The following is a 20,486-nucleotide window of genomic DNA, read 5'->3' as shown; positions in this document are numbered from 1 at the left end:
GTTTCAGCGATGAGTTAAAAATAGGAACACTGCATGAAAATTGTGATTGCCCCCGATTCATTTAAAGAGAGCCTAACCGCAATGGAAGTGGCTAACGAAATTGAGCGAGGATTTCGCACAGTATTACCTAATGCTGAATATGTAAAAATGCCTGTAGCCGATGGCGGTGAAGGCACGGTACAGTCAATGATTGATGCCACAAACGGCAGTTTGATTTGGACAACGGTAACGGGACCTGCTGGCGACAAAGTGAATGCCTTTTATGGCATTTTAGGCGACAGTTATCACGGCAGTGAGAAAACTGCAGTCATCGAAATGGCGGCCGCTTCAGGCTTGCATTTAGTCACTGGTGAGCAGCGTAATCCACAGTTTACCACCAGCTACGGAACCGGAGAGTTGATTGTTGATGCGCTTAATCGTGGTATCAAACATATCATCATTGGACTGGGCGGCAGCGCAACCAACGACGGCGGCGCAGGAATGGCGCAGGCACTAGGGGCGCACCTTTTAGATGTCGATGATAAGCCTATCGCACCCGGCGGTGCGGCGCTGGCAACTTTGCAGCAGATTAACCTAACAGACCTGCACCCTTTACTTACACAATGTCGCTTTGAAGTCGCTTGCGACGTCAACAACCCACTTTGTGGCGACCATGGCGCTTCGGCGATCTTTGGTCCACAAAAAGGGGCAACTAGCGAGATGGTTGAGCAACTCGACACTGCGCTAAATCACTACGCTGATGTTATTGCAAAAGCGGGGATTAAAGATAACCGTAACTTAAGCGGCGTTGGTGCTGCTGGCGGTATGGGCTTAGGTGTGATGGCATTTCTTGATGCCCAACTAAAACCTGGAATAGACATCGTGATGCACACCGTTGATCTTGCAAGCCATATTAAAGGAGCGAGTTTAGTTATCACAGGTGAAGGTCGACTAGACAGCCAAACTTTGCATGGTAAAACGCCAATGGGAGTTGCTGGCGTTGCCAATAGTCTCAACGTGCCAGTAGTTGCGATAGCGGGTTGTGTCAGTGACGACGCCAATATATTGCTAGAACATGGTTTTAGCGCACTATTTTCAATAACGCCACGAGCTCTACCGTTAGCCGAAGTGCTGGCGAATGCTAAAAGCAATCTATACACCTGCAGTAGAAACGTGGCTGCACTATACAGCCTATCGGCTAGAAACTAGTATTACCGCCTTAAGCTTGTAATCAATTCAAAAACTAAAGGCGCATAAGCGCCTTTTTCTTTATTACAACGCCATTTGAACAAGCTACAAGAGTCGCAGTTCATTTTTCTACTTGATGCGTTATAAAGCTTACAGTAAAGTGAGCCTCCAACTTAAAGACTGATCCAACGCACAAAAGTAGTGTGATAAGTAGAGATAGTTAGCCGATGACACCAAGACGAGCCACCGCTTCTGAAGAGGCACTACTGAGAATTTTTACCGTTCCAGAAGCCCCAGATTCAACCCTTAGTGTTATTGAGCAAAATATTTCACAGAACTTAATGGGCTTTTTGCAGGAAAGTGTAGTGGCGGTTGAGAAACCTCTCACCGAGATTGAACTAGACTTCCAGCAACACCAAATTCCAGCCGCGCCGCAATTTGTCTCTGATTATGCCGACGACATGATGCAAACGCTTGTCGCCCACTCTGTGCATACCTCAGCGCCAAGCTTTATTGGCCACATGACATCAGCGCTGCCCTACTTTGTACTGCCACTGTCTAAAATGATGGTCGGTTTAAACCAAAATCTGGTCAAAATAGAAACGTCAAAAGCCTTTACACCGTTAGAGCGCCAAGTGTTAGGCATGATGCATCACCTCATTTATGCTGAAAATGACGACTTCTATCAAAGCTGGATGCACAGCGCTAATGTCTCTTTAGGCGCATTTTGCTCTGGTGGCACCGTTGCTAACATTACTGCTCTTTGGACTGCCCGTAACCAACTGTTAAAAGCTGATGGCAGTTATCGCGGCGTTGCAGCACAAGGAGTACTGAAAGGCTTGCGTCATTATGGTTATGACGACTTAGCCATTCTAGTGTCTGAGCGCGGTCACTACTCTTTAGGCAAAACAGCCGACCTACTGGGCATTGGCCGCGAAAATATCATCCAAGTACCCACAGCAGAAGACAACAAAGTCGACGTATCAGAAATGCGGGACTTAGCCAATCAATTGGCCGCAGACAACATCAAAGTGATGGCAATTGTAGGCGTTGCAGGCACCACCGAAACCGGCAATATCGACCCACTAAATGAGCTCGCTGACTTAGCGGGCGAGCTTAATTGCCATTTTCATGTTGATGCAGCATGGGGCGGCGCCAGCCTGTTATCTGAAAAATATCGTCACCTACTTGCAGGCATAGAACGCGCAGATTCAGTCACCATTGATGCTCACAAACAGATGTATGTACCTATGGGCGCAGGCATGGTGATCTTTAAAGATCCCACTTTCGCTAATGCGATTAAACACCACGCCGAGTATATTCTCAGAAAAGGCTCGAAAGATTTAGGCAGCCAAACCTTAGAGGGCTCTCGCCCCGGCATGGCAATGCTAGTCCATGCATGCTTAAAAGTGATTGGTCGTGACGGCTATGAAATACTGATCAATAACAGTTTGGAAAAAGCCCGTTATTTTGCTGATTTGATCAATCAACATCAAGAGTTTGAACTGGTGTCAAAACCAGAGCTTTGCCTGTTAACCTACCGCTATGTGCCGCAGACCGTGCAAATCGCAATGGCCAATGCACGAGCAAATAATGACGTAGAAAAACTAACAGAGTTTAACGCACTACTGGATGGATTAACGAAGTTTGTGCAGAAACGTCAGCGAGAACAAGGCACATCTTTTGTTTCTCGCACGCGGATTAACCCTGAAAACGCACAAATGATGGACATCAAAGCGGTGGTATTTAGAGTGGTACTAGCCAATCCACTAACGACGCCAGAGATCTTGCAGCAAGTGCTTGCTGAGCAAACCGTTATTGCTTCTCAAGAGCAGCGATTTTTACCGCAACTTTTGACGCTAGCAGCGCAGTAGCGCTTAAACTAAATAACACACTTCACGTGCATTTTAGTCAGCATCTAGCCTAGCGGTGATAAATAGATCCGTCACCTCACCAATCGGGCTTAACTGCTGTTTACGCTTTAGTGCCAATAGCTTAAAACCACGTCGACTCAAGGCCGGCACTAACTGCTCTGCATGGTGAAAATAGGTATAAACCTTATCACCATCACTTGAAGTGTCCTCGCGTACTTTTGGGCATTCCCCTTCCATTGTACTTAAATACAAAACCCCCTGAGGATTCAGCCTTTCAGCCGCGGCATCGATAAGTGCAATCGCCTCATCTCTATCAAGGTAAGGCAAACAAAAGCCACACATTATTGCATCGAACCTTTCTGTAACCTTGCTTAAGTGGCGACTGTCTAACTGCAACACTTCAATTTTAGGGTTGTTTTTCTTAGCAAGCAGCAACATATTGGGCGCGAGATCCGTCGCCAATATCGACAAATTTGGCTTCTCAGATAACAGCATTTTGGTGATATTCCCTGGCCCACAAGCCAGCTCTAACACACGGGCATCATCAGTTGGCAGATGGTTGATGAAAGAATCAAAAGTATCAGCATACATCGCAAGATCCATGTATTTGTCTTCATACCTTTGCGCTAATTTATCAAAAGTATTTACCGATATTTGATTATTATCCATTGCCTATCCCCTAGCACTTGGTGCTTTAAATGAATTCCAATATTGATGTTGTTGATTATTTAATCATCTACACTAGCGTTCAATTAGCTGTTCTACAACAGCTAATTTTATAAGTTGCGTGCAAATGAGAGAAGTAACATTGACCTAGTAAATGCTCTTTCCCATGTTCTGGATGAACACATCTTAACAATACAAAAAGCATACAACTCAGTCATTTTACACAAATAGTTTACACAAATGATTTGCATTGATATGTTGAGCGTAAATAATAGGCAAGGATTTGCCCAAGACGTTGGATAAAAAGCGATTAGAATGTCAATGGAGTGTTACTTATGGATAGAGTGAAAGATTGGACCTTAGTCATTTTTCTAAGCATATTATACCTATACTTAATTGTATATATAACTGGGATTGGTGCAGGGGTTATGTTTAATATTATGGACCTCCTACCATTGGCAGGAGAGTATCTAATTTTAAAAAGTGTCATTATCGAGCATGTTGTTATGACTATACCTTTCATTGTTCTTTTTTGGCTATTTACCCGCATAGTGACGTCTTTCACTTTAAATAATTATAGTTATTTTTATTGGGCATTATTAATCCCGTACTTCATTGTATCCCACCCTTTTCCTTTACCTACCGAAATGACTTTTTTAGCAATAGTTATTCCTAGAGACATCGCTTTGTTTGCATGTGTACTTTATGTGCTGAATCAACGGCGTAGTGTCAGAGAAGCCTAACAAGAGCTCATCGTGTCAATTTCAACCTTTTAATGGATTGGATGCCTAACTCATTTCTATCAAAAAATGAGTTAAGCATTTAAGTTTAAAGCAGCCATAGAGCCGGCTGATATAAGCCATCCCTTCAATAAAAAGCCACCTTGCGGTGGCTTCTCAATTTTAAAATGGCAATTAAGCTATTTAGGCAAATCTGCTTGATGAGCGTTAATAAATGCGTCCATATTGGCCTGTGCTCTTTGTTGTGCACTGGCTAGCGTGTCGTTTGCATTCATAGTCTCGACCACTTCGTAGTAGCACTTAATCTTTGGTTCAGTGCCTGATGGCCTTACAATCACTCTGGCATGGTTATCGAGGCGGTAGATAAGCACATCGCTGGTAGGCAAATTAATGGCTTCTTCACTGCCATCGGCAAAAAGGCGTTTGCCTATACTGATGTCATCGGTTGATACCACTTTATGCCCCGCGATTGCTTGCGGCGGGTTATCGCGCAGATAAGCACCAATATTCGGTGTTGTCGGTTTTAATGCAATACTCACTTGGTTATTAAGATGGAAACCATGCTGCCGATAGATTAGCTCCAATCTGTCCCAAATCGTTTGCCCTTGACAGGCAAGTTCTGCCGTGAGCTGCGCGAATCCAACCAACGCCGATAAACCATCTTTATCCCACACCATAGTGCCAAGGGTGTACCCGAGTGCTTCTTCATAGGCAAACAAGAACTGATTAGCATCTGTTTGCTCGCTCATACCCACATTGGTTAACCATTTAAAGCCGGTGAGCGTGGTGGTGCAAGTCGCATCCATACTGGCGGCCACTTTTGATAATAGGCTTGATGACACAATCGTTGTGCAAGTTAAACGCTGGTTGTCACTGGCATGTGATAGCAAGTAATGACCAAATAAGACGCCAACTTGATCGCCTGTGAGCATTTGATAGTTGATTTGATCATTGTCATCAGCGGTGCGCACAGCAACCGCGAATCGGTCGGCATCCGGATCGTTAGCACAGGCCAACATCGCGTTGTGTTTTTTCGCCTCTGCAATAACTAAATCCATCGCCCCTTTCTCTTCAGGGTTTGGAAAGTTCACCGTGGGAAAGTCACCATCGGGCTGTGACTGCGCCGCTACCGAGTATACGTTGTCAAAGCCAGCATCTTGCAGCACGTTTAACGCCATCTCATTACCCACGCCATGCATAGCTGTGTAAGCGAGGCTGACTTGTGCGGGCTCAGTATTATTTTGTAACACTGGTGACTGATGCACGCCATCACGATAAGCTTGGTAAAAGTCATCCCCTAAGATCTGTAAATGCCCAGCCATTAAGGCTTCATCTAACGTGGGCAGCTTTATCTGCTCGGTGGCCGCTTTTTCAATACATGCAGCAATCCCGCTATCATGAGGGGGAATAATTTGCGCGCCATTACCCCAATACACTTTATAACCGTTATATTGCGGTGGATTATGGCTCGCGGTCACCACTATGCCCGCTCCAGCACCAAGGTGCAGCACACCAAATGCCACCAGCGGCGTGGCTGCTATCTGTTTGGTCAGGTACACTTTAATACCCAGTCCACACAATACACTGGCTGCATCTTCAGCAAACTGTTGTGAGTCGTGGCGGCCATCATAACCAATGACTACGCCGCGAGTGGCAATATCACTCACTTGTGCCTGTAGATATGCGCCGAGACCTGCAGAAGTTTGCTGCACCACTAAACGATTCATTCGAGTTGGCCCTGCGCCAACTACACCACGAAGGCCTGCGGTACCAAATGCCAAACGCCCAGCAAAGCGCGCGGCTATGGCTTCATTGTCATTAGCGTCAAGCAAAGCCTTTAGCTCTGCGCGCATTAATGGGTCGGGATCATTGTTGAGCCAGTTTTGCACTCTAAACTTTAACTGCGTATCCATGATTCACTCCAGTTTTTACCCGCTAAGTAGCCGCACTGATTAATATCAATGTCGGTTACTGCAATTGAAAACGATTAAGATCCACATTAAGCCTAGCTCATAGCGAGAACAAGATAATTTGCATTAAAATTTTTACATCTAGCCAAACGCCTTAATCCTGTATGTTCAGCTGTCAACGTTCTTTACAAACCCCTTGCCTCGACACGCTCGTATTAAACACATTGATAGATAGAGGTCGCAGCGCTTGCAGTAGTTAGTGTAAAATAGCTGGCCAATCTTTAAAGACTACGTAATCAAGCCATGAGCCTGCAAAAAACTGAATGCCATATCAAAGTCATCGATCCTCAAATTGATGCTGTCAGCCTGTTAGCTAAGCAAACAGGTCTGAGCAAACAGTTAATCAAACAGGCGATGCAAAAAGGCGCAGTTTGGCTCACTCACGGTAAACAAACCAACCGCTTAAGACGAGCAAAAAAAGCGCTTAATCAAGGTGATGAGTTGCATCTTTATTACAATCAAGCAGTATTAGATGAGCAAATTGAAGCAGCTGAGTTACTATTTGATGAAGGACAATATAGCGTCTGGTATAAGCCATTTGGTATGCGCTGCCAAGGGTCAAAATGGAGCGACCACACCACGATTAATCGTTTTGCTGAGACACGTCTAACGCCGGCTCGTAGTGCTTATATTATCCACAGGCTTGATCTCGCTGCCACCGGATTGATTGTGCTGGGTCATAGCAAAAAGATCACTGCGGCTATTGCCAAATTGTTTGAAACTCGCGCTTTAGATAAATACTATCAAGTGATCGTCGAGGGTGAATTTCCAGATTCAAAAATCACTATCAATAGTGATGTAGATGGCAAGTCAGCGTTATCTCACGCCCACAGGCTTGAATACAATAGCGAATTAAATCAGTCTAAAGTGCAAGTGAAAATCGAGTCAGGTCGTAAACATCAAATACGGGTGCATATGGCAAGTGTTGGTCATCCTGTTATTGGTGACAGACTGCACGGTAATGGCAATGAATCGACGCCCAATTTACAGCTCACCTCATGTTACTTAAACTTTATCTGCCCAGTCACCCATCAAGATAAGGTGTTTGAGCTACCACAAGCTTATCGACCTCACTTTAAAACAAGTTGATAAAACTAAGGCCACGGCTATTAAGCAGTGGCCTTTCTATAATAAAAAACTTAGTGAATTATCATTGATGGACAACAGTTAATCGTTATTCATTTCCGTCTTCACACTTGCCTGCTATACGTTTCTTGCCTGAAAACATCGCTGAAATAATCCCTGGTTGATGACGCAACTCAGCACGTACCACACCGATGATATGCATGAGTATCAGCAGCATTAACAGATAAACGCTGTACAGGTGAATGTCGCCAGCAAGACTTTTATAAGGCTTGATGTTGGCCTTTTTATCTAAATTCACCCCAGTATCGTCGTATGCTTTTATGGTAGTCGGATCAACAGTATCCGCAGCGATATAACGAGTGACAGCGCCACCAAATGGCGGGTAATAGATATCCGTGCCAGCGCGCATTAACCCAGTTATCATGATAACAACCAACAAAGCCATTATAGCAACCACGGCAAACTTGCCGATAGGATTATGCCCAAGGTACTGAGGATTTTCACCGACTTTTAAGCGTTGATTATAAGCGGCAACCTCGTTGATTTTTGGACACATACTGGCGAACTTGGCAAAACGGCTGCCAACAAAACCCCACACCAACCGTACGAGAAGGTTAATGGCAAACAAATAGCCAATGACTGTGTGTAACTCTTTCAGTTTTATCTTTGCAGTTAAGCCGCTGATCCCAAGCTCAGACTTAAACAGCATAATTAATCCAACAAACATGAGCGCTGTAATAAGAATGACATTGACCCAATGGAAAATTCTTACCGGTTTGTCCCAAACTCGATACTCTACGACTCCATTTTCTGCTTTTTTATTACTAGTTTTATGACTCATATTATCGTCCATAGTACTTGTCAACTCCCTGGCCTGTTTAAACGATCATAAAGGTAACTCAACCGCTAGATGACTCGCGCCTAAACACCACTCTTTTTGTGGCCTTATTGCTAACAAATTGATCCAGATTGCTATCAAATAGCTAATTGTAAAAAAACCATTATAAACTTAAGGGTTTAAGTTTCAGTTAATATTCATTAATTTTTTATATAGCCGTATTTTTACTAAAAACAACTCATAAATCGCTACAACCCTTGCTGGAATGGGATTTCACGCTCAACAAAATACAAAACCCATTAAGTTTGTCAGGTGATAGTACTCACACTATTTATCATTCACCCGTTCAAGCGCTCATATAACAACCACTTACAGTTGATATTGATATCAATTCTCATTAGCATTCACACCAAGAAAGAAAACCTCCACAACATATTTAAATTAACTTTAGCCTGCGCTTAACATTTGATACGGAATATCGAGATTAGCTTATGTAAGAGCTGTCGTCGCAAAGAGCTATTAAAGGCATGACTACATGAATACTCAAGTAAAGCTAATTTCCGCGCTAGTAACAGGCATTCTTTACTCAAGTGCAGCATTCGCAACCACTGTTGATGATGCCAATATCGAAGTTATCACCGTGACCGGGCACCAACAGCATTACAAAACAGATCAAGCTCATGGCGCGATGCGCTCTGATGTATCTCTACTGGATACGCCGCAGTCTGTAGTCGTCATTCCTAAAGAGGTGATGGATGACCAGTTAGTGCGCACACTCGGTGATGCGCTCAAGAACGATGCGAGTATTTCAATTGGTCGAGTGACCACCGACAGAGAACGCTTTAGCTTGCGTGGCTTTAGTTTGGATGAAAGTACCAATTTACTTAAAGATGGCCACCAGCACTTTTCTAAGTACCGCTTACCGATGGCATTAGTTGAAAATGTTGAGGTGTTAAAAGGACCGTCAAGTTTACTCTACGGCCAGTCAACGCCGGGAGGTCTCGTTAACTTGGTCACTAAAAAGCCGACTTACGACTCATTTTTAACTGTTGGTGTTAAAGGCGATGAGCATGGCTCGGTTAGAGGCTCACTGGATGCCGGGGGCAGTTTGAATGAAGCCCAAACGATTCGTTATCGCGCCGTGCTTGAGAAAGAGCAAAATAAAAACTGGCGTGAATATCAAGATGGTAGTGCACAAGATAGTGACTTTTTTGTTGGCAGCTTAATGACTGATTTTGATATTAGCGATGATCTCACGCTGTCCTTACATTATGACAAATCTGATGAACTTGCAGGCCAAGACAGTGGCGCCTTAGTCGATGACAATGGCGACGTTGTTGGTGGCAACGAGATGATATGGGATATGCCTTGGACTAAAATTGATGCCCAAAGTGAAAACTATGGCGCTGATCTGCGCTATCAACTGAGTGACGATTGGGAGTTTGCTGCCGGTTACAATAAACAGCACAATGAACGCGAACGCTGGGAAAGTAAGCCTCAAACTGGCAGCTACGATCCGGATACAGGTAGTTATAAAAACAAGCCGTACAATAAGCTTGAAGATTGGCAGCAGCAGGCATTTTACTTCGACTTTGTTGGCTCTATCGAGCTTGCCGGTATGCAACATGACCTGCTATTTGGCGGTAACTATGTTGACCACCAATACAGTTCACTCAAAGTGAAAGGAAAAATGGACAACGGTAATATCAACACCGGTGTTATTGTGCCTCAGCCAGACTTAGACTATGCCGATGCAAAAGCCTCCAGCAAAGACTACCAATACTATGGTGTGTTTGCTCAAGATCTAATTTCACTCACCGATGAATGGCAAGTGTTACTGGGTGTGCGCTACGATCAGCAAGACAAAACCGATGCCGACAGCAATTCAGTGTTACCTAAATTTGGAGTTATTTACCACCCGGTCGACAATGCTGCTATTTATGCCAACTACAGTGAGAGTTTTGAACCACAAGGCAGCGTACTTGACGATGAAGATGGCAGCTATGGTTTAGAGCTCGACCCAATTAAAGGTAAAATGGTTGAATTGGGCACTAAATGGGAACTGCTATCAGGGAGAATCCGCTTAAACGCCGCAGTGTTTAACATCGAACGTGAGAACATTCTGACTAATGCTGGCACTTCTGATAGCCCTATTACCACTCAAGGCGGCGTGCAACGCCATCGTGGTTTTGAATTTGGCGGCATGGGACAAATTAACGACGATCTGTCTTTAATCACCTCGTTAATGTATCTCGATGCAGAATATAGCTCCCACGATGAATTCCAAGGAAATCGACCTGAAGATGTACCTGAGTGGACAGCTTCTATTTGGGCTAAATATTCACTAACCGACAGACTGGCGGTTAACTTAGGTGCATTCTACGAGGGCGAGCGCTTTGGTGACGCCGCGAATACCTTCGAAAAAGATGCTTATACTCGTGTTGACACCGGAATTAGTTACGCTATTCCTGTGGCGGGGCAAGATCTACAACTAAGAGTGAATGTCGAAAACCTATTTGACACTGACTACTTAGGTGGCGGTGAAAATGGAGAAGTCAACGTAGGTAAACCAAGAACGGTAAAGTTTGGTGTAAGTTACACTTTCTAAATATTATGTTTTCCATTTAGAAAGTATAAAGCCCAGACTCAAGTCTGGGCTTTTTCGTTGCGTCGGTAAACTGGAGTTTTTGCTACTTTCCACCGGCTAAATCTATAAATGACCCTGTCACATAAGAAGCCGCATCTGATAATAACCATGCGATAGCTTCAGCAACCTCTTCAGGTGTCCCACCCCGCTGCAGCGGTATTTGTGGACTTAACCTTTCAACGCGATTGGGCTCGCCGCCATCGGCATGCATATCGGTATGAATAAAGCCTGGTCTAACCGCATTAACCCGAATCCCGTCGGCTGCCACTTCAAGCGACAAACCTTTAGTCAATGAATCCATTGCTCCTTTTGATGCGGCATAATCGACGTACTCATTGGGTGCGCCGCTTCTAGATGCTGCCGAGGAGACATTAACGATAGCGCTGCCCGCTTGCATTTGCTTAATGGCCTCACGGCAACATAAGAAACAGCTACTGACATTGGTATTCATCACGCGATTAAACCGCGCTAGACTCATGTCGACCAGCTTTGACTGAGTAAACAACACGCCAACGTTATTCACTAAATGCCTCACTACGCCCAGCTGCTGCGCCGTTTCAGCAAAGAGCCTGACAACATCCACCTCTTTTGATACATCAGCTTGAATGGCAATAGCGTGTCCACCCGCTGACTTTATATCGGTGACAACCTGCTCTGCAGCTTGTAATTGCTTATGGTAATTCACGCACACACTATATCCTTGTGCGCCCAATAACTTAGCGGTTGCAGCGCCAATGCCTCTGCTCGCGCCAGTCACTATCACCACTTTATGTTGACTGGTACTAATATTGGTATTGGTATTGGTATTGGTATTGGTATTGGTATTGGTATTGGTATTGGTATGAATCATCAGCGCTCCTCAGTGTCAGTCAAAGCAAGCACATTTGCAGCCATTACCGCTTTTGACATCATGCTGTAAGCCTGAGGTTTGCCATCTATACGAAACATATCTGCTATTTCAGCGCACTTACTAAAGCCAGTGCGCTCATAGAGCCGGCACGCTACTTGGTTATTGGATAATACCCATAAGTCGATATACTCAATATCTGTATGGGTTGCCGTCCAGTTAAAAATGGACCCAATAAGCGCATTACCGAGTCCTTTACCACGAGCAGTGGCATCAACCCCCATACCCAATAAAGCTCGGTGAACGGTATGCGCTTCAGCATGAGCGCGTATATCGATATGACCGACGATATTACCGTCAATCAATGCCAATAACATTTTACGCCAACCTTGCTCACCTAATTCAGTCGCGATCCCGTGATTGAAACGAGATTTCATGGCGTCGCTCAAGTGAGACTCAGTTCGAGACATAGGCTGAAAAACCGGTGCACCGTCGACACCGTTTTCAGCAAGTTGACGCGAGAGGTAGCTAAAAAATGCTTGCATGTCCTTTTGTTCAGCTAATCTAATTTGCAAGGTGTTACTCCCTAGATACACATTCCATTTAATCTTTTTTATTACGGTTTATTACTGTTCATTGATGACACTGATGTGTTAATTAACTCCGGCCTGGCTCAAAGCCATCATATCGGGGCAGAGCTGCATCCAACTCATCCCAATTGGCTTTAGATGTCACAAAGTTGTGCGATATCGGCCGCTCAGAAATATCTGATTCAATAATCCCCAGCCGAACCCTTACTCGGCTAGCGTCCTCAGCATTGGTGCTATATACCGGCGAACCACAATGCTGGCAAAAATGACGCTGACGGCCAGGTTTAAATGAGAAGCGACTTAATGAACTCGCGCCCTTGGTAATGGCAAAGTCACTCGCCGCAACAAAACCATTGGTTGCATAAGCAGTGCCGCTATTTTTACGACAAAGTGAACAGTGGCAGTGAATGATCTCGCTAATCTCGCCACTAATTTTAACGTTAACTTCACCGCACAAACATTGTCCTGAGTACATACTCTTTTCTTATCCTTGATAAACGAGTTTAAATATCTGTTGGTTATTTTGCTTGCTGTAGCGCGGTAATATCAGCACCAACTATCGCCTCTAAGTTGGCCGTGATCTTCTCTGCAGTCCAATCCCACCAAGCAATATCGACCAGTTGCTTAATAATGTCTTGCTCAAATCTAAGCTTAATGAGTTCAGCGGGATTACCGCCTACCACGCCATAAGCAGGCACATCTTTAGTCACTACCGACTTACTGGCGATAATGGCGCCATGACCCACTGTGACCCCAGGCATAATCGTCGCGTCGTAGCCTATCCACACATCATGGCCAATGTGTGTATCACCTTTAAAAGGTAAATCGCCCTCTTTTGGCATCACCTTTTCCCAACCGTTGGAGAAGATTTGAAACGGATAGCTAGAAAAGCCAGACACCTTATGGTTGGCACCATTCATAATGAATTTAACGTCTTTAGCAATTGCACAAAACTTGCCGATAATCAGTTTATCGCCAATAAAGGGGAAGTGATAAAGCACGTTACTCTCGAAATTTTCAGGGCCATTGGGATCATCATAATAAGTGTAATCACCGACAATAATGTTATCGCCCTTTATGTAGTTTTTTAAATATCCCACTTGCGGGAAGCCTTTCATCGGCGATTTCTCATCGGGATTTGGACCAAACATAATGACTCCTGTTTTCGATTGTTTAACCGTTATCAATGGCGCACATTGATAAGTAATATGCGTTAAGTTGTGCGACTAAAAACAATGTCTTGCTTTGTATCTAACCACATCGGGTATTGTGTCATCACCTTACTAAACATTCGGCTCTGTAAGTAGCTATTTAACCACTGCCTTAGCTTTGGGTAAGGGGCTTGCAAATACCATTGCCGCTCTACTCGACCAAACTGACGAATAAAAGGCACCAGAGCCAAGTCGGCTAAGCTTGGCTTGTCTGACATTAGATATTGATGCAGAGTTAATCGCGACTCAAGCTCAACAAGGTAGCGTTCACATTGCTGCCTATCTTCCGTAAGCGATGGTTCATGGTAGCGCTTTGAGCTGCGATACTTTTCTAAATGCCCTTTAAACTCACTATCAAATAAGTTAATTAATTTCAGCATGTCATCCAATGCTGCAGGCTTTGAAGCGTCGAGATAATGTTGCGGATCGGACTGCGTAAATGCCCACAACATCACCGCCAAGCTCTCATCTATCACCTTTTCGTCAGCGGTAATCAGTACAGGCACCGTTCCCTTAGGTGAAGCCTGTAGCATTTCTGCAGGCTTATCGCTAAGCACTAAGTCTCGTAGGTGTACTTGCTGACCTGAGGCGTAAATCGCCATTCTAGCCCGCATTGCATAGGGGCAGTTTCTTAAGGAATAGAGTACAGGTAATGTCATGATTTCACTCATTGTTGCTCTGGCTTCTCAATTAGCAAATGCGAATAATTTACTTTAACGATATTCATTAGCAAAATATACGGGTAACATCCCCCCATTAAATTTCTAACAACAAGTGGTAACCATGGATCCAAAGATAGAATTATTAGCACCAGGCGGAGATATTGATGCGATTAAAGCGGCAATTATTGCTGGAGCCGACGCAGTTTATTGCGGCTTAGACACCTTTAATGCGCGCAACCGTGCAGCTAATATTTCCTTTGAGGAACTGGTTGGCATCATTCGCCTCGCTCACCAATATCAGTGCGAGATATTTCTCACATTGAACATTGTCATATTAGAAAATGAATTTAAAACCCTTGCCAAGCTTCTGAGCAAACTGGTTAACACCACCTTAGATGGTGTGATTGTGCAAGACATTGGTATGTTCCAGCTAATTAAAAAGCACTTCCCTACGTTAGATGTGCATGCCTCAACTCAGTTAACCACTCATAACGCTGGTCAGATCCCGTTTCTTAAAAAGCTTGGCGCATCGCGAGTTAACCTTTCAAGAGAGCTTAATTTACGTGAGATTACTTCGCTAACGGCAACCGGTCGTGAACATGACATCACCACCGAGGTGTTTGTTCATGGTTCGCTTTGCATCGCTTTCTCGGGTCTATGCTATTCAACCTCTGCCAGTGTCGGTAATTCAGGCAACCGTGGTCGCTGCAGCCAAGCCTGCCGTGAAGAGTACGAAACGACTGAGTCTGGGCACAACTTCCCGCTAAATATTAAAGATAACTCGGCCTTTTTCGATCTACCCGCATTAATAGAAGCTGGCGTACACTCTTTTAAAGTGGAAGGTCGTATCAAAGGTGCAAGTTACGTTCACACCGTTATTGATAGCTTCCGTAAACAGATAGATGGTTACCTAAAAACCGGTGAACTACTTGAAGATGGCGAGCGCCTTTATAAAGTATTCAACCGTGATTTAACGAACTCTTTTCTAAAGGGTGACTTAAATCAATCGATGTTTATCGATAACCCACGTGATAATTCAAAGAATCATCTCAAAGACAAACTGACTCAAAACGGCACTCAGTCTATTTCCGTGGTGCAAATTCATGATGCAGAGCAAACACTGCAACAGGAAAAAAGCCAAATCCAAGCAACAGTCGATGACAAGATTAAACACTTAAGTATCGCTAAATTGCCACTAACGTTGGCATTCTCTGGTCAAATAGACGAGCCGCTATCAATCACAGTAAGCACCGAGGATTTTGTTGTCGGCCAAACTCAGTTAGTCGACAAAGTCTTTACTGTTCAATCTCGTAGCTTACTCAGTAGCAGTGATGATGCCAGCATCGATATTAGTGCGATTGAAAAACGCTTCAAGAGCTTAAACAATGCAGAGTTTGAACTGACACTACAAACTGACGCGCTAGCACCAGGCTTAAGTGTTCCATTCAAAGAATTAACCTCCTTGAAAAAGCAGGTGTTGTTAACGCTTAATCACGGCGAGGCTGTATTACCAGTAATAGAACTACCAAAATTAGAGAAACATCCAAAGCCTGCAGCTGAAGCCCCTAAGTTATCATTGCTTATCTGTGATGAAGCCGATATTGCCCTTGCCGACATCACAGAGGCAGACATTTACTTCAAGCTGCCTGACGCCTATAAGCGTGGCTGCACTAAATATGTCAGCTTCTTTAAGCAAAACCCAAGACTGATCCCTTGGTTTCCATCGGTATTAATTGGTAAAGACTATGACGCTGCGTTGAACATTTTGGAGCAAGTACAACCGCCGCTAATTGTGACCAATAACACCGGTATTGCTAATCGCGCCTATGAGTTAGGGATAAAATGGATTGCCGGGCCGTTTTTAAATACCACCAACTCCTACGCGCTACTGGCGATGCAGGAGCAGTTTGATTGCCACGGCGCATTTATCTCCAACGAGATAAATCAGAGCCAGATAAAGCACATTGCCCGCCCTGCAAACTTCAAGATGATGTATAGCATCTATCACCCTATCTTGTTGATGGCCAGCAGACAGTGTTTTTTCCAGCAAAGTGTCGGCTGTGAAAAACCGCGTATCGACAATGGTTGTATGCTCTCTTGTGATAAATCCACCAGCATCACTAACCTTAAAGGCGATGAATTTGCCATTGATAAACAAAAGGCTGGTTACCCAAGTATCTACAATCAAGATCAGTTCTTAAATACTGAGATTATTAACGATTTAGCCCACCTGTTTGACGGCTTTATGGTTGATCTCACCAACATAGGTGCTGGCGACAAACCTTCTCCAGATAAAGCGCAGTTAATTAGCCAGTTTGAACAACTGCTTGCTGGTAATCACAGTGCTATTGCTACGCTTGATAGCATGGTGACGCAATCAACAGTATTGCAGTACCACAACGGGTTATAAATTAACGGACAATTGCAAAAAAGCCAGGAATAATACGTTGTTCAACTCTGGCTTTTTTGCAAGCTCTCTATCCTTGAACATAGACCTAAAGCAATTCTTAAGTCTTTATTAAGCACCTTGTTTTATCCTCACATTCCTCATAGAGTAATCAGATAGTTATATCTCATTCGCACAAACAATAAAGGTAGCCATTTTTGTGGACAAGATAACGTTAGTCGTCGACTTCTTTCTCGAGCATAAGCTCTTATTAACCGTGTTAATCATCATGCTTATCTCGCTAGTGAAGCGTTTTATCATTTCACGGATTAGAGGCGACGTCGCATTCCTGTCTGATGTACAACGTAAATGGATGTCACGCACCAAAAACAGCACCTTTTTTATCATCGTCATGATCTTATTCATGCTGTGGCAAACCGAAATCAGCAAGTTTGCCCTGTCAGTTACCGCGATTGCTATCGCATTTGTGGTCGCTTCTAAAGAGATTATCCTTTGTTTTACCGGTTCGATTCAGCGTGCAAGTTCTCGCTCATTTGTAATCGGCGATTGGATTGAAGTTGGTAAGATTTGCGGTGAAGTCATAGAGCACAACTTAATGGCGACGGTGATTCAAGAGATTGACTTGCACCATGGTCAGTACCATTTCACAGGAAAGACTGCGACCTTGCCTAACAGCATGTTTTTTACCTACGCCGTAAAAAACCTAAACTTTATGAAGCGCTATGTTTATCACAGTTTTAACATCACAGTGGTTGAGTTTGTTAACCTTTACCCGTTATTTCCAGCGCTTACCAGCCAAATAGAGCAGCATTGCGAAGACTTTAATGAAGTCGCAAAGCGTTACAACAATATAATTGAAAAACATGCTGGCGTGGACTTGCCTGGCAGCGAACCCCATATCCACATTAACAGTGGTCCTGCAGGCGAGCAGATTGTGCATATCATGATTTTCTGCCCGACTGAGCGCGCCATTCATTTAGAGCAACAGATTAGAGAAGATTTCATGGTTGCCTACCATCAAGCTTTTTGCCCAAAAGAACCACATACTGAACTATCAACGACTGTTGAATAGCCTTTATTACTATTGCCATCTTATTCAATAAAGATATATTGATCAGTCTTTATACTTACAAAATAGCTGGGAACTCGACTGATTTACTCAGTTCATTCAGCAGCACCAAAGGATAGCAAGGGATTCAATTATCGCTGCTCAAATACTTAAAAGATAAAACAAAGGAATGGATATAAGATATTTGCTGCTTGTCGCGTTAGCGATGATGACAATATCAACAACCAGTTTCGCTAGGAGTAAGAATGTTTACGGGGAGGTGCTAGTAACAAACATCAGCCCAGCCGATAATGCTCTTTGGAAACGCGAAAAAACAGCCCCCCTCATTATCCGATGGAGCTGGCACGTGAAGGACTTCAAGGCTGCACGGTGTTATCTTTTGATATTTCAGAATCTGGTAAAGCTAAGAATATAGAGGCTATTCAATCAGTACCGCACAGAAGCCTCGGAAAATATTCTAGAAAAATGCTAAAGAAGTGGAAATGGATTCCAGTTTCAACAGCGGGTGAAGCTAAGACAGAAAAAAGAACATTACGACTCGACTTCTGTATAGATGATCAATCATCCGAACAAACACTACAAATGTGCCAACAGCGAACTCAACTTGCCTGTAACAGTAATTAAAAATATCAAATCAACATAAGCACACCAAGTCTTGTAGCGCTCCCTTTAAAGCTAAGCATCTAAAAGGGAGCAAAGCTAACGTTACCTGCACCATAAATGCCTTGATTAAAGTCCATTAAACTCCCACTGAACCCTGCATCTTCATATAGAACGGGTATACTACTGTTTATACATTCTATTTATCATCAACATCGAGTACCTAATGGAAGCCGAGCTACTTGAAATTAGAAATTTCATTCGCCAATACCCACCGTTTGATCAGCTGCCAGAAGAGGCATTAATCGAAGTATCGAAAAGTGTCGAGATATCCTATTACCGCGCAGATAACATGATCATCGAGTTTGGTGATGAGATCCATGACTTGTTTATGATCCGCAGTGGTGTTGTTGAAATATATCGTCGTACTGGCGAGCTCTATAACCGACATGATCAAGGCGGCTTATTTGGGCAGATGGGACTGTTGACCCGTAACAAAGTGCGCTTTCCCGCAAAGTCAGTAAAAGACACTTTGCTGTACTGCATACCTGAAAGTGTCTTTGGTGAGCTTTGTGAACAATACGACGCCTTTGCAGACTTTGTCGAAGTAGAAGGCAGTATTCGATTACAGCAAGCTGTTGAAGATAATAGTGATGATGCCAACTCACTGACCACCTCGAAAGTAAAAACCTTACTCAGTGGGGCGCCAGTCATGCTGCCGATTAACACCACGGTTCAAGGTGTGGCGAGCATCATGTCAGAAGAGAATGTATCGGCTGCGATTATCCATGATCCTAATCTTGCTGATGAGGGCGGTAACAGCTTTGTAGGCATTATTACGCAGCGAGATCTCTGCGCTAAAGTGATTGCTGAAGGCTTAGACGTTGATACGCCGGTAGTTGAAGTGATGTCGACTGAACTTATCTCTTTAGATCACAACGCCTATATTTTCGAAGCAATGCTATTAATGCTTAGGTATAACGTCCATCACTTGCCGATATTAAAAAACAAGCAACCTATTGGCTTGATAGAAGTCACCGATATTATTCGTTATGAATCTCAAAACAGTTTATTGATTGTCAGTAGTATATTTCAGCAAAACAGTATTGATGACCTCATCGTGCTCTCCAGTCAGATCAAAGATTGCTTCGTGCGCATGGTAAACGAAGATGCCAACTCACACATGGTTGGACGCGCGATGTCAGAGATTGGCAGAAGCTTTAAGCAGCGGTTGTTAGAGTTAGCCGAAGAAAAATTAGGCGCACCTCCAGTCCCTTACTGCTTCTTGGCTTTAGGCTCGATGGCTCGCGACGAGCAGCTGATTGTAACCGATCAAGATAATGCCATTATTCTCGATAACGACTACTCAGAATCGCTGCATGGTGAATACTTTAGAGAGCTTGCTACCTTTGTATGTGATGGATTAGCCGCATGCGGCTATACCTATTGTACCGGTGATATCATGGCCACCAACCCTGAATATCGGAAAACACAATCGCAATGGGAGGAGTGTTTCGCCGATTGGATTGAAAACCCAAATCCACAAGCTTTGCTTAATAGCTCAATCTTTTTCGACCTTTACGGCGTCTACGGCAGGCCTAAATGGGCTGAACAGTTAAACGCCTTTATCTTGAGAAAAGCGAAGAAGAATAACCGCTTTTTAGCCTGCCTTGCTAGAAATGCGATTAACCGCACGCCACCACTGGGATTTTTCAAAGATTTTGTGATGGAAAAAGATGGTAGACACAACAACTCCATTAACTTAAAAAGGCGCGGTACAGCGCCATTAGCGGATCTCATTCGTGTGCATGCACTTGCTATTGGCTCTCAGTCACAAAATTCTTTTGATCGGCTGGAAGACATCATTGAAGCAGGCATTTTGCCGCCACTGAAGGGCAAAGATCTACAGCATGCAATGGAGTTTATTTCGTTAGTGCGTATCCGCCATCAAGCACTCGATATTGAGTCAGAACAAGAGCCTGATAACAATATTGAACCTGAAAACATGTCCGACTTTGAAAGACGAAATCTAAAGGATGCTTTTTTGGTATTAAGCAGCGCGCAAAACTTTTTAAAGTTCCGCTACAGTGCCAACAGTATGCAGGGGTAAAT

17 protein-coding genes and 1 pseudogene are annotated in these 20,486 nt (G+C 43.9%); 9 read left to right on the top strand and 9 right to left on the bottom strand.

What is annotated here, in order from left to right; all coding sequences use genetic code 11:
• Window positions 1-33: 33 nt before the first annotated feature.
• The gene (locus K5R16_RS06450) at window positions 34-1,188 is read left to right on the top strand and encodes a glycerate kinase (protein ID WP_220736715.1); all 1,155 of its coding nucleotides are present in this window, start codon (window positions 34-36) and stop codon (window positions 1,186-1,188) included.
• Window positions 1,189-1,394: 206 nt separating this feature from the next.
• Window positions 1,395-3,041 carry a pyridoxal-dependent aspartate 1-decarboxylase PanP gene (gene panP, locus K5R16_RS06445; RefSeq protein ID WP_220736714.1) on the top strand — a complete coding sequence of 549 codons (1,647 nt, stop codon included), beginning with the start codon at window positions 1,395-1,397 and terminating at the stop codon, window positions 3,039-3,041.
• Window positions 3,042-3,074: 33 nt separating this feature from the next.
• On the opposite strand, the gene K5R16_RS06440 is transcribed toward panP, so the two are convergent.
• Both K5R16_RS06440 and K5R16_RS06435 read right to left on the bottom strand, forming a co-directional pair.
• On the bottom strand, window positions 3,075-3,710 hold the full coding sequence (locus K5R16_RS06440) for a trans-aconitate 2-methyltransferase (protein ID WP_220736713.1): 636 nt from the start codon (window positions 3,708-3,710) through the stop codon (window positions 3,075-3,077).
• A gap of 916 nt (window positions 3,711-4,626) precedes the next feature.
• A complete protein-coding gene (locus K5R16_RS06435) occupies window positions 4,627-6,360 on the bottom strand; it encodes a phospho-sugar mutase (RefSeq protein WP_220736712.1) in 1,734 nt (577 codons plus the stop codon).
• Window positions 6,361-6,660: 300 nt separating this feature from the next.
• On the opposite strand from K5R16_RS06435, the gene K5R16_RS06430 reads away from it, so the two are divergent.
• The gene (locus K5R16_RS06430; RefSeq protein ID WP_220736711.1) at window positions 6,661-7,506 is read left to right on the top strand and encodes a pseudouridine synthase; all 846 of its coding nucleotides are present in this window, start codon (window positions 6,661-6,663) and stop codon (window positions 7,504-7,506) included.
• A gap of 85 nt (window positions 7,507-7,591) precedes the next feature.
• On the opposite strand, the gene K5R16_RS06425 is transcribed toward K5R16_RS06430, so the two are convergent.
• Entirely contained in the window at window positions 7,592-8,344 is a 753-nt protein-coding gene (locus K5R16_RS06425) for a cytochrome b/b6 domain-containing protein (RefSeq protein WP_220736710.1), read from the bottom strand.
• Window positions 8,345-8,876: 532 nt separating this feature from the next.
• Here K5R16_RS06425 and K5R16_RS06420 point away from each other — a divergent pair.
• A complete protein-coding gene (locus tag K5R16_RS06420; RefSeq protein WP_220736709.1) occupies window positions 8,877-10,949 on the top strand; it encodes a TonB-dependent siderophore receptor in 2,073 nt (690 codons plus the stop codon).
• 82 nt (window positions 10,950-11,031) lie between these two features.
• Here K5R16_RS06420 and K5R16_RS06415 read toward each other — a convergent pair whose 3' ends face one another.
• The 5 genes from K5R16_RS06415 to K5R16_RS06395 form a co-directional block, all read right to left on the bottom strand.
• The gene (locus K5R16_RS06415; RefSeq protein ID WP_220736708.1) at window positions 11,032-11,838 is read right to left on the bottom strand and encodes an SDR family oxidoreductase; all 807 of its coding nucleotides are present in this window, start codon (window positions 11,836-11,838) and stop codon (window positions 11,032-11,034) included.
• On the bottom strand, window positions 11,838-12,410 hold the full coding sequence (locus K5R16_RS06410; protein ID WP_220736707.1) for a GNAT family N-acetyltransferase: 573 nt from the start codon (window positions 12,408-12,410) through the stop codon (window positions 11,838-11,840). The genes K5R16_RS06415 and K5R16_RS06410 overlap by 1 nt, the downstream gene beginning before the upstream one ends.
• Window positions 12,411-12,492: 82 nt before the next feature.
• The gene (locus K5R16_RS06405; protein WP_220736706.1) at window positions 12,493-12,900 is read right to left on the bottom strand and encodes a GFA family protein; all 408 of its coding nucleotides are present in this window, start codon (window positions 12,898-12,900) and stop codon (window positions 12,493-12,495) included.
• Between the two features lie 43 nt (window positions 12,901-12,943).
• Window positions 12,944-13,576 (bottom strand): Vat family streptogramin A O-acetyltransferase, encoded by a 633-nt coding sequence (locus K5R16_RS06400; RefSeq protein WP_220736705.1) that lies wholly within the window; start codon window positions 13,574-13,576, stop codon window positions 12,944-12,946.
• Between the two features lie 62 nt (window positions 13,577-13,638).
• Window positions 13,639-14,295, bottom strand: coding sequence for a glutathione S-transferase (locus tag K5R16_RS06395; protein ID WP_220736704.1), 657 nt, complete (start codon window positions 14,293-14,295; stop codon window positions 13,639-13,641).
• Between the two features lie 124 nt (window positions 14,296-14,419).
• Between K5R16_RS06395 and K5R16_RS22690 the strand changes: the two are divergent.
• A pseudogene (locus K5R16_RS22690) lies at window positions 14,420-15,727 on the top strand (peptidase U32 family protein); the annotation flags it as partial.
• Window positions 15,728-15,789: 62 nt separating this feature from the next.
• On the opposite strand, the gene K5R16_RS22685 reads toward K5R16_RS22690, so the two are convergent.
• Window positions 15,790-15,915 (bottom strand): hypothetical protein, encoded by a 126-nt coding sequence (locus tag K5R16_RS22685; RefSeq protein WP_374758385.1) that lies wholly within the window; start codon window positions 15,913-15,915, stop codon window positions 15,790-15,792.
• Here K5R16_RS22685 and K5R16_RS22680 point away from each other — a divergent pair.
• The 4 genes from K5R16_RS22680 to K5R16_RS06375 all read left to right on the top strand — a co-directional run bounded on the left by K5R16_RS22680 (window position 15,875) and on the right by K5R16_RS06375 (window position 20,484).
• A complete protein-coding gene (locus K5R16_RS22680; RefSeq protein WP_374758384.1) occupies window positions 15,875-16,708 on the top strand; it encodes a U32 family peptidase in 834 nt (277 codons plus the stop codon). The two genes, K5R16_RS22685 and K5R16_RS22680, sit on opposite strands and share 41 nt — an antisense overlap.
• A gap of 196 nt (window positions 16,709-16,904) precedes the next feature.
• A complete protein-coding gene (locus tag K5R16_RS06385; protein ID WP_220736702.1) occupies window positions 16,905-17,777 on the top strand; it encodes a mechanosensitive ion channel family protein in 873 nt (290 codons plus the stop codon).
• Window positions 17,778-18,107: 330 nt separating this feature from the next.
• On the top strand, window positions 18,108-18,398 hold the full coding sequence (locus K5R16_RS22460) for an energy transducer TonB (protein WP_259649786.1): 291 nt from the start codon (window positions 18,108-18,110) through the stop codon (window positions 18,396-18,398).
• 202 nt (window positions 18,399-18,600) lie between these two features.
• Window positions 18,601-20,484 carry a DUF294 nucleotidyltransferase-like domain-containing protein gene (locus K5R16_RS06375; protein ID WP_220736701.1) on the top strand — a complete coding sequence of 628 codons (1,884 nt, stop codon included), beginning with the start codon at window positions 18,601-18,603 and terminating at the stop codon, window positions 20,482-20,484.
• The last annotated feature ends 2 nt before the right edge of the window (window positions 20,485-20,486 follow it).

It is taken from the genome of Shewanella sp. c952, from assembly GCF_019654975.1.
Classification (GTDB): domain Bacteria; phylum Pseudomonadota; class Gammaproteobacteria; order Enterobacterales; family Shewanellaceae; genus Shewanella.
This window is presented reverse-complemented; position numbering and strand designations above follow the sequence as displayed.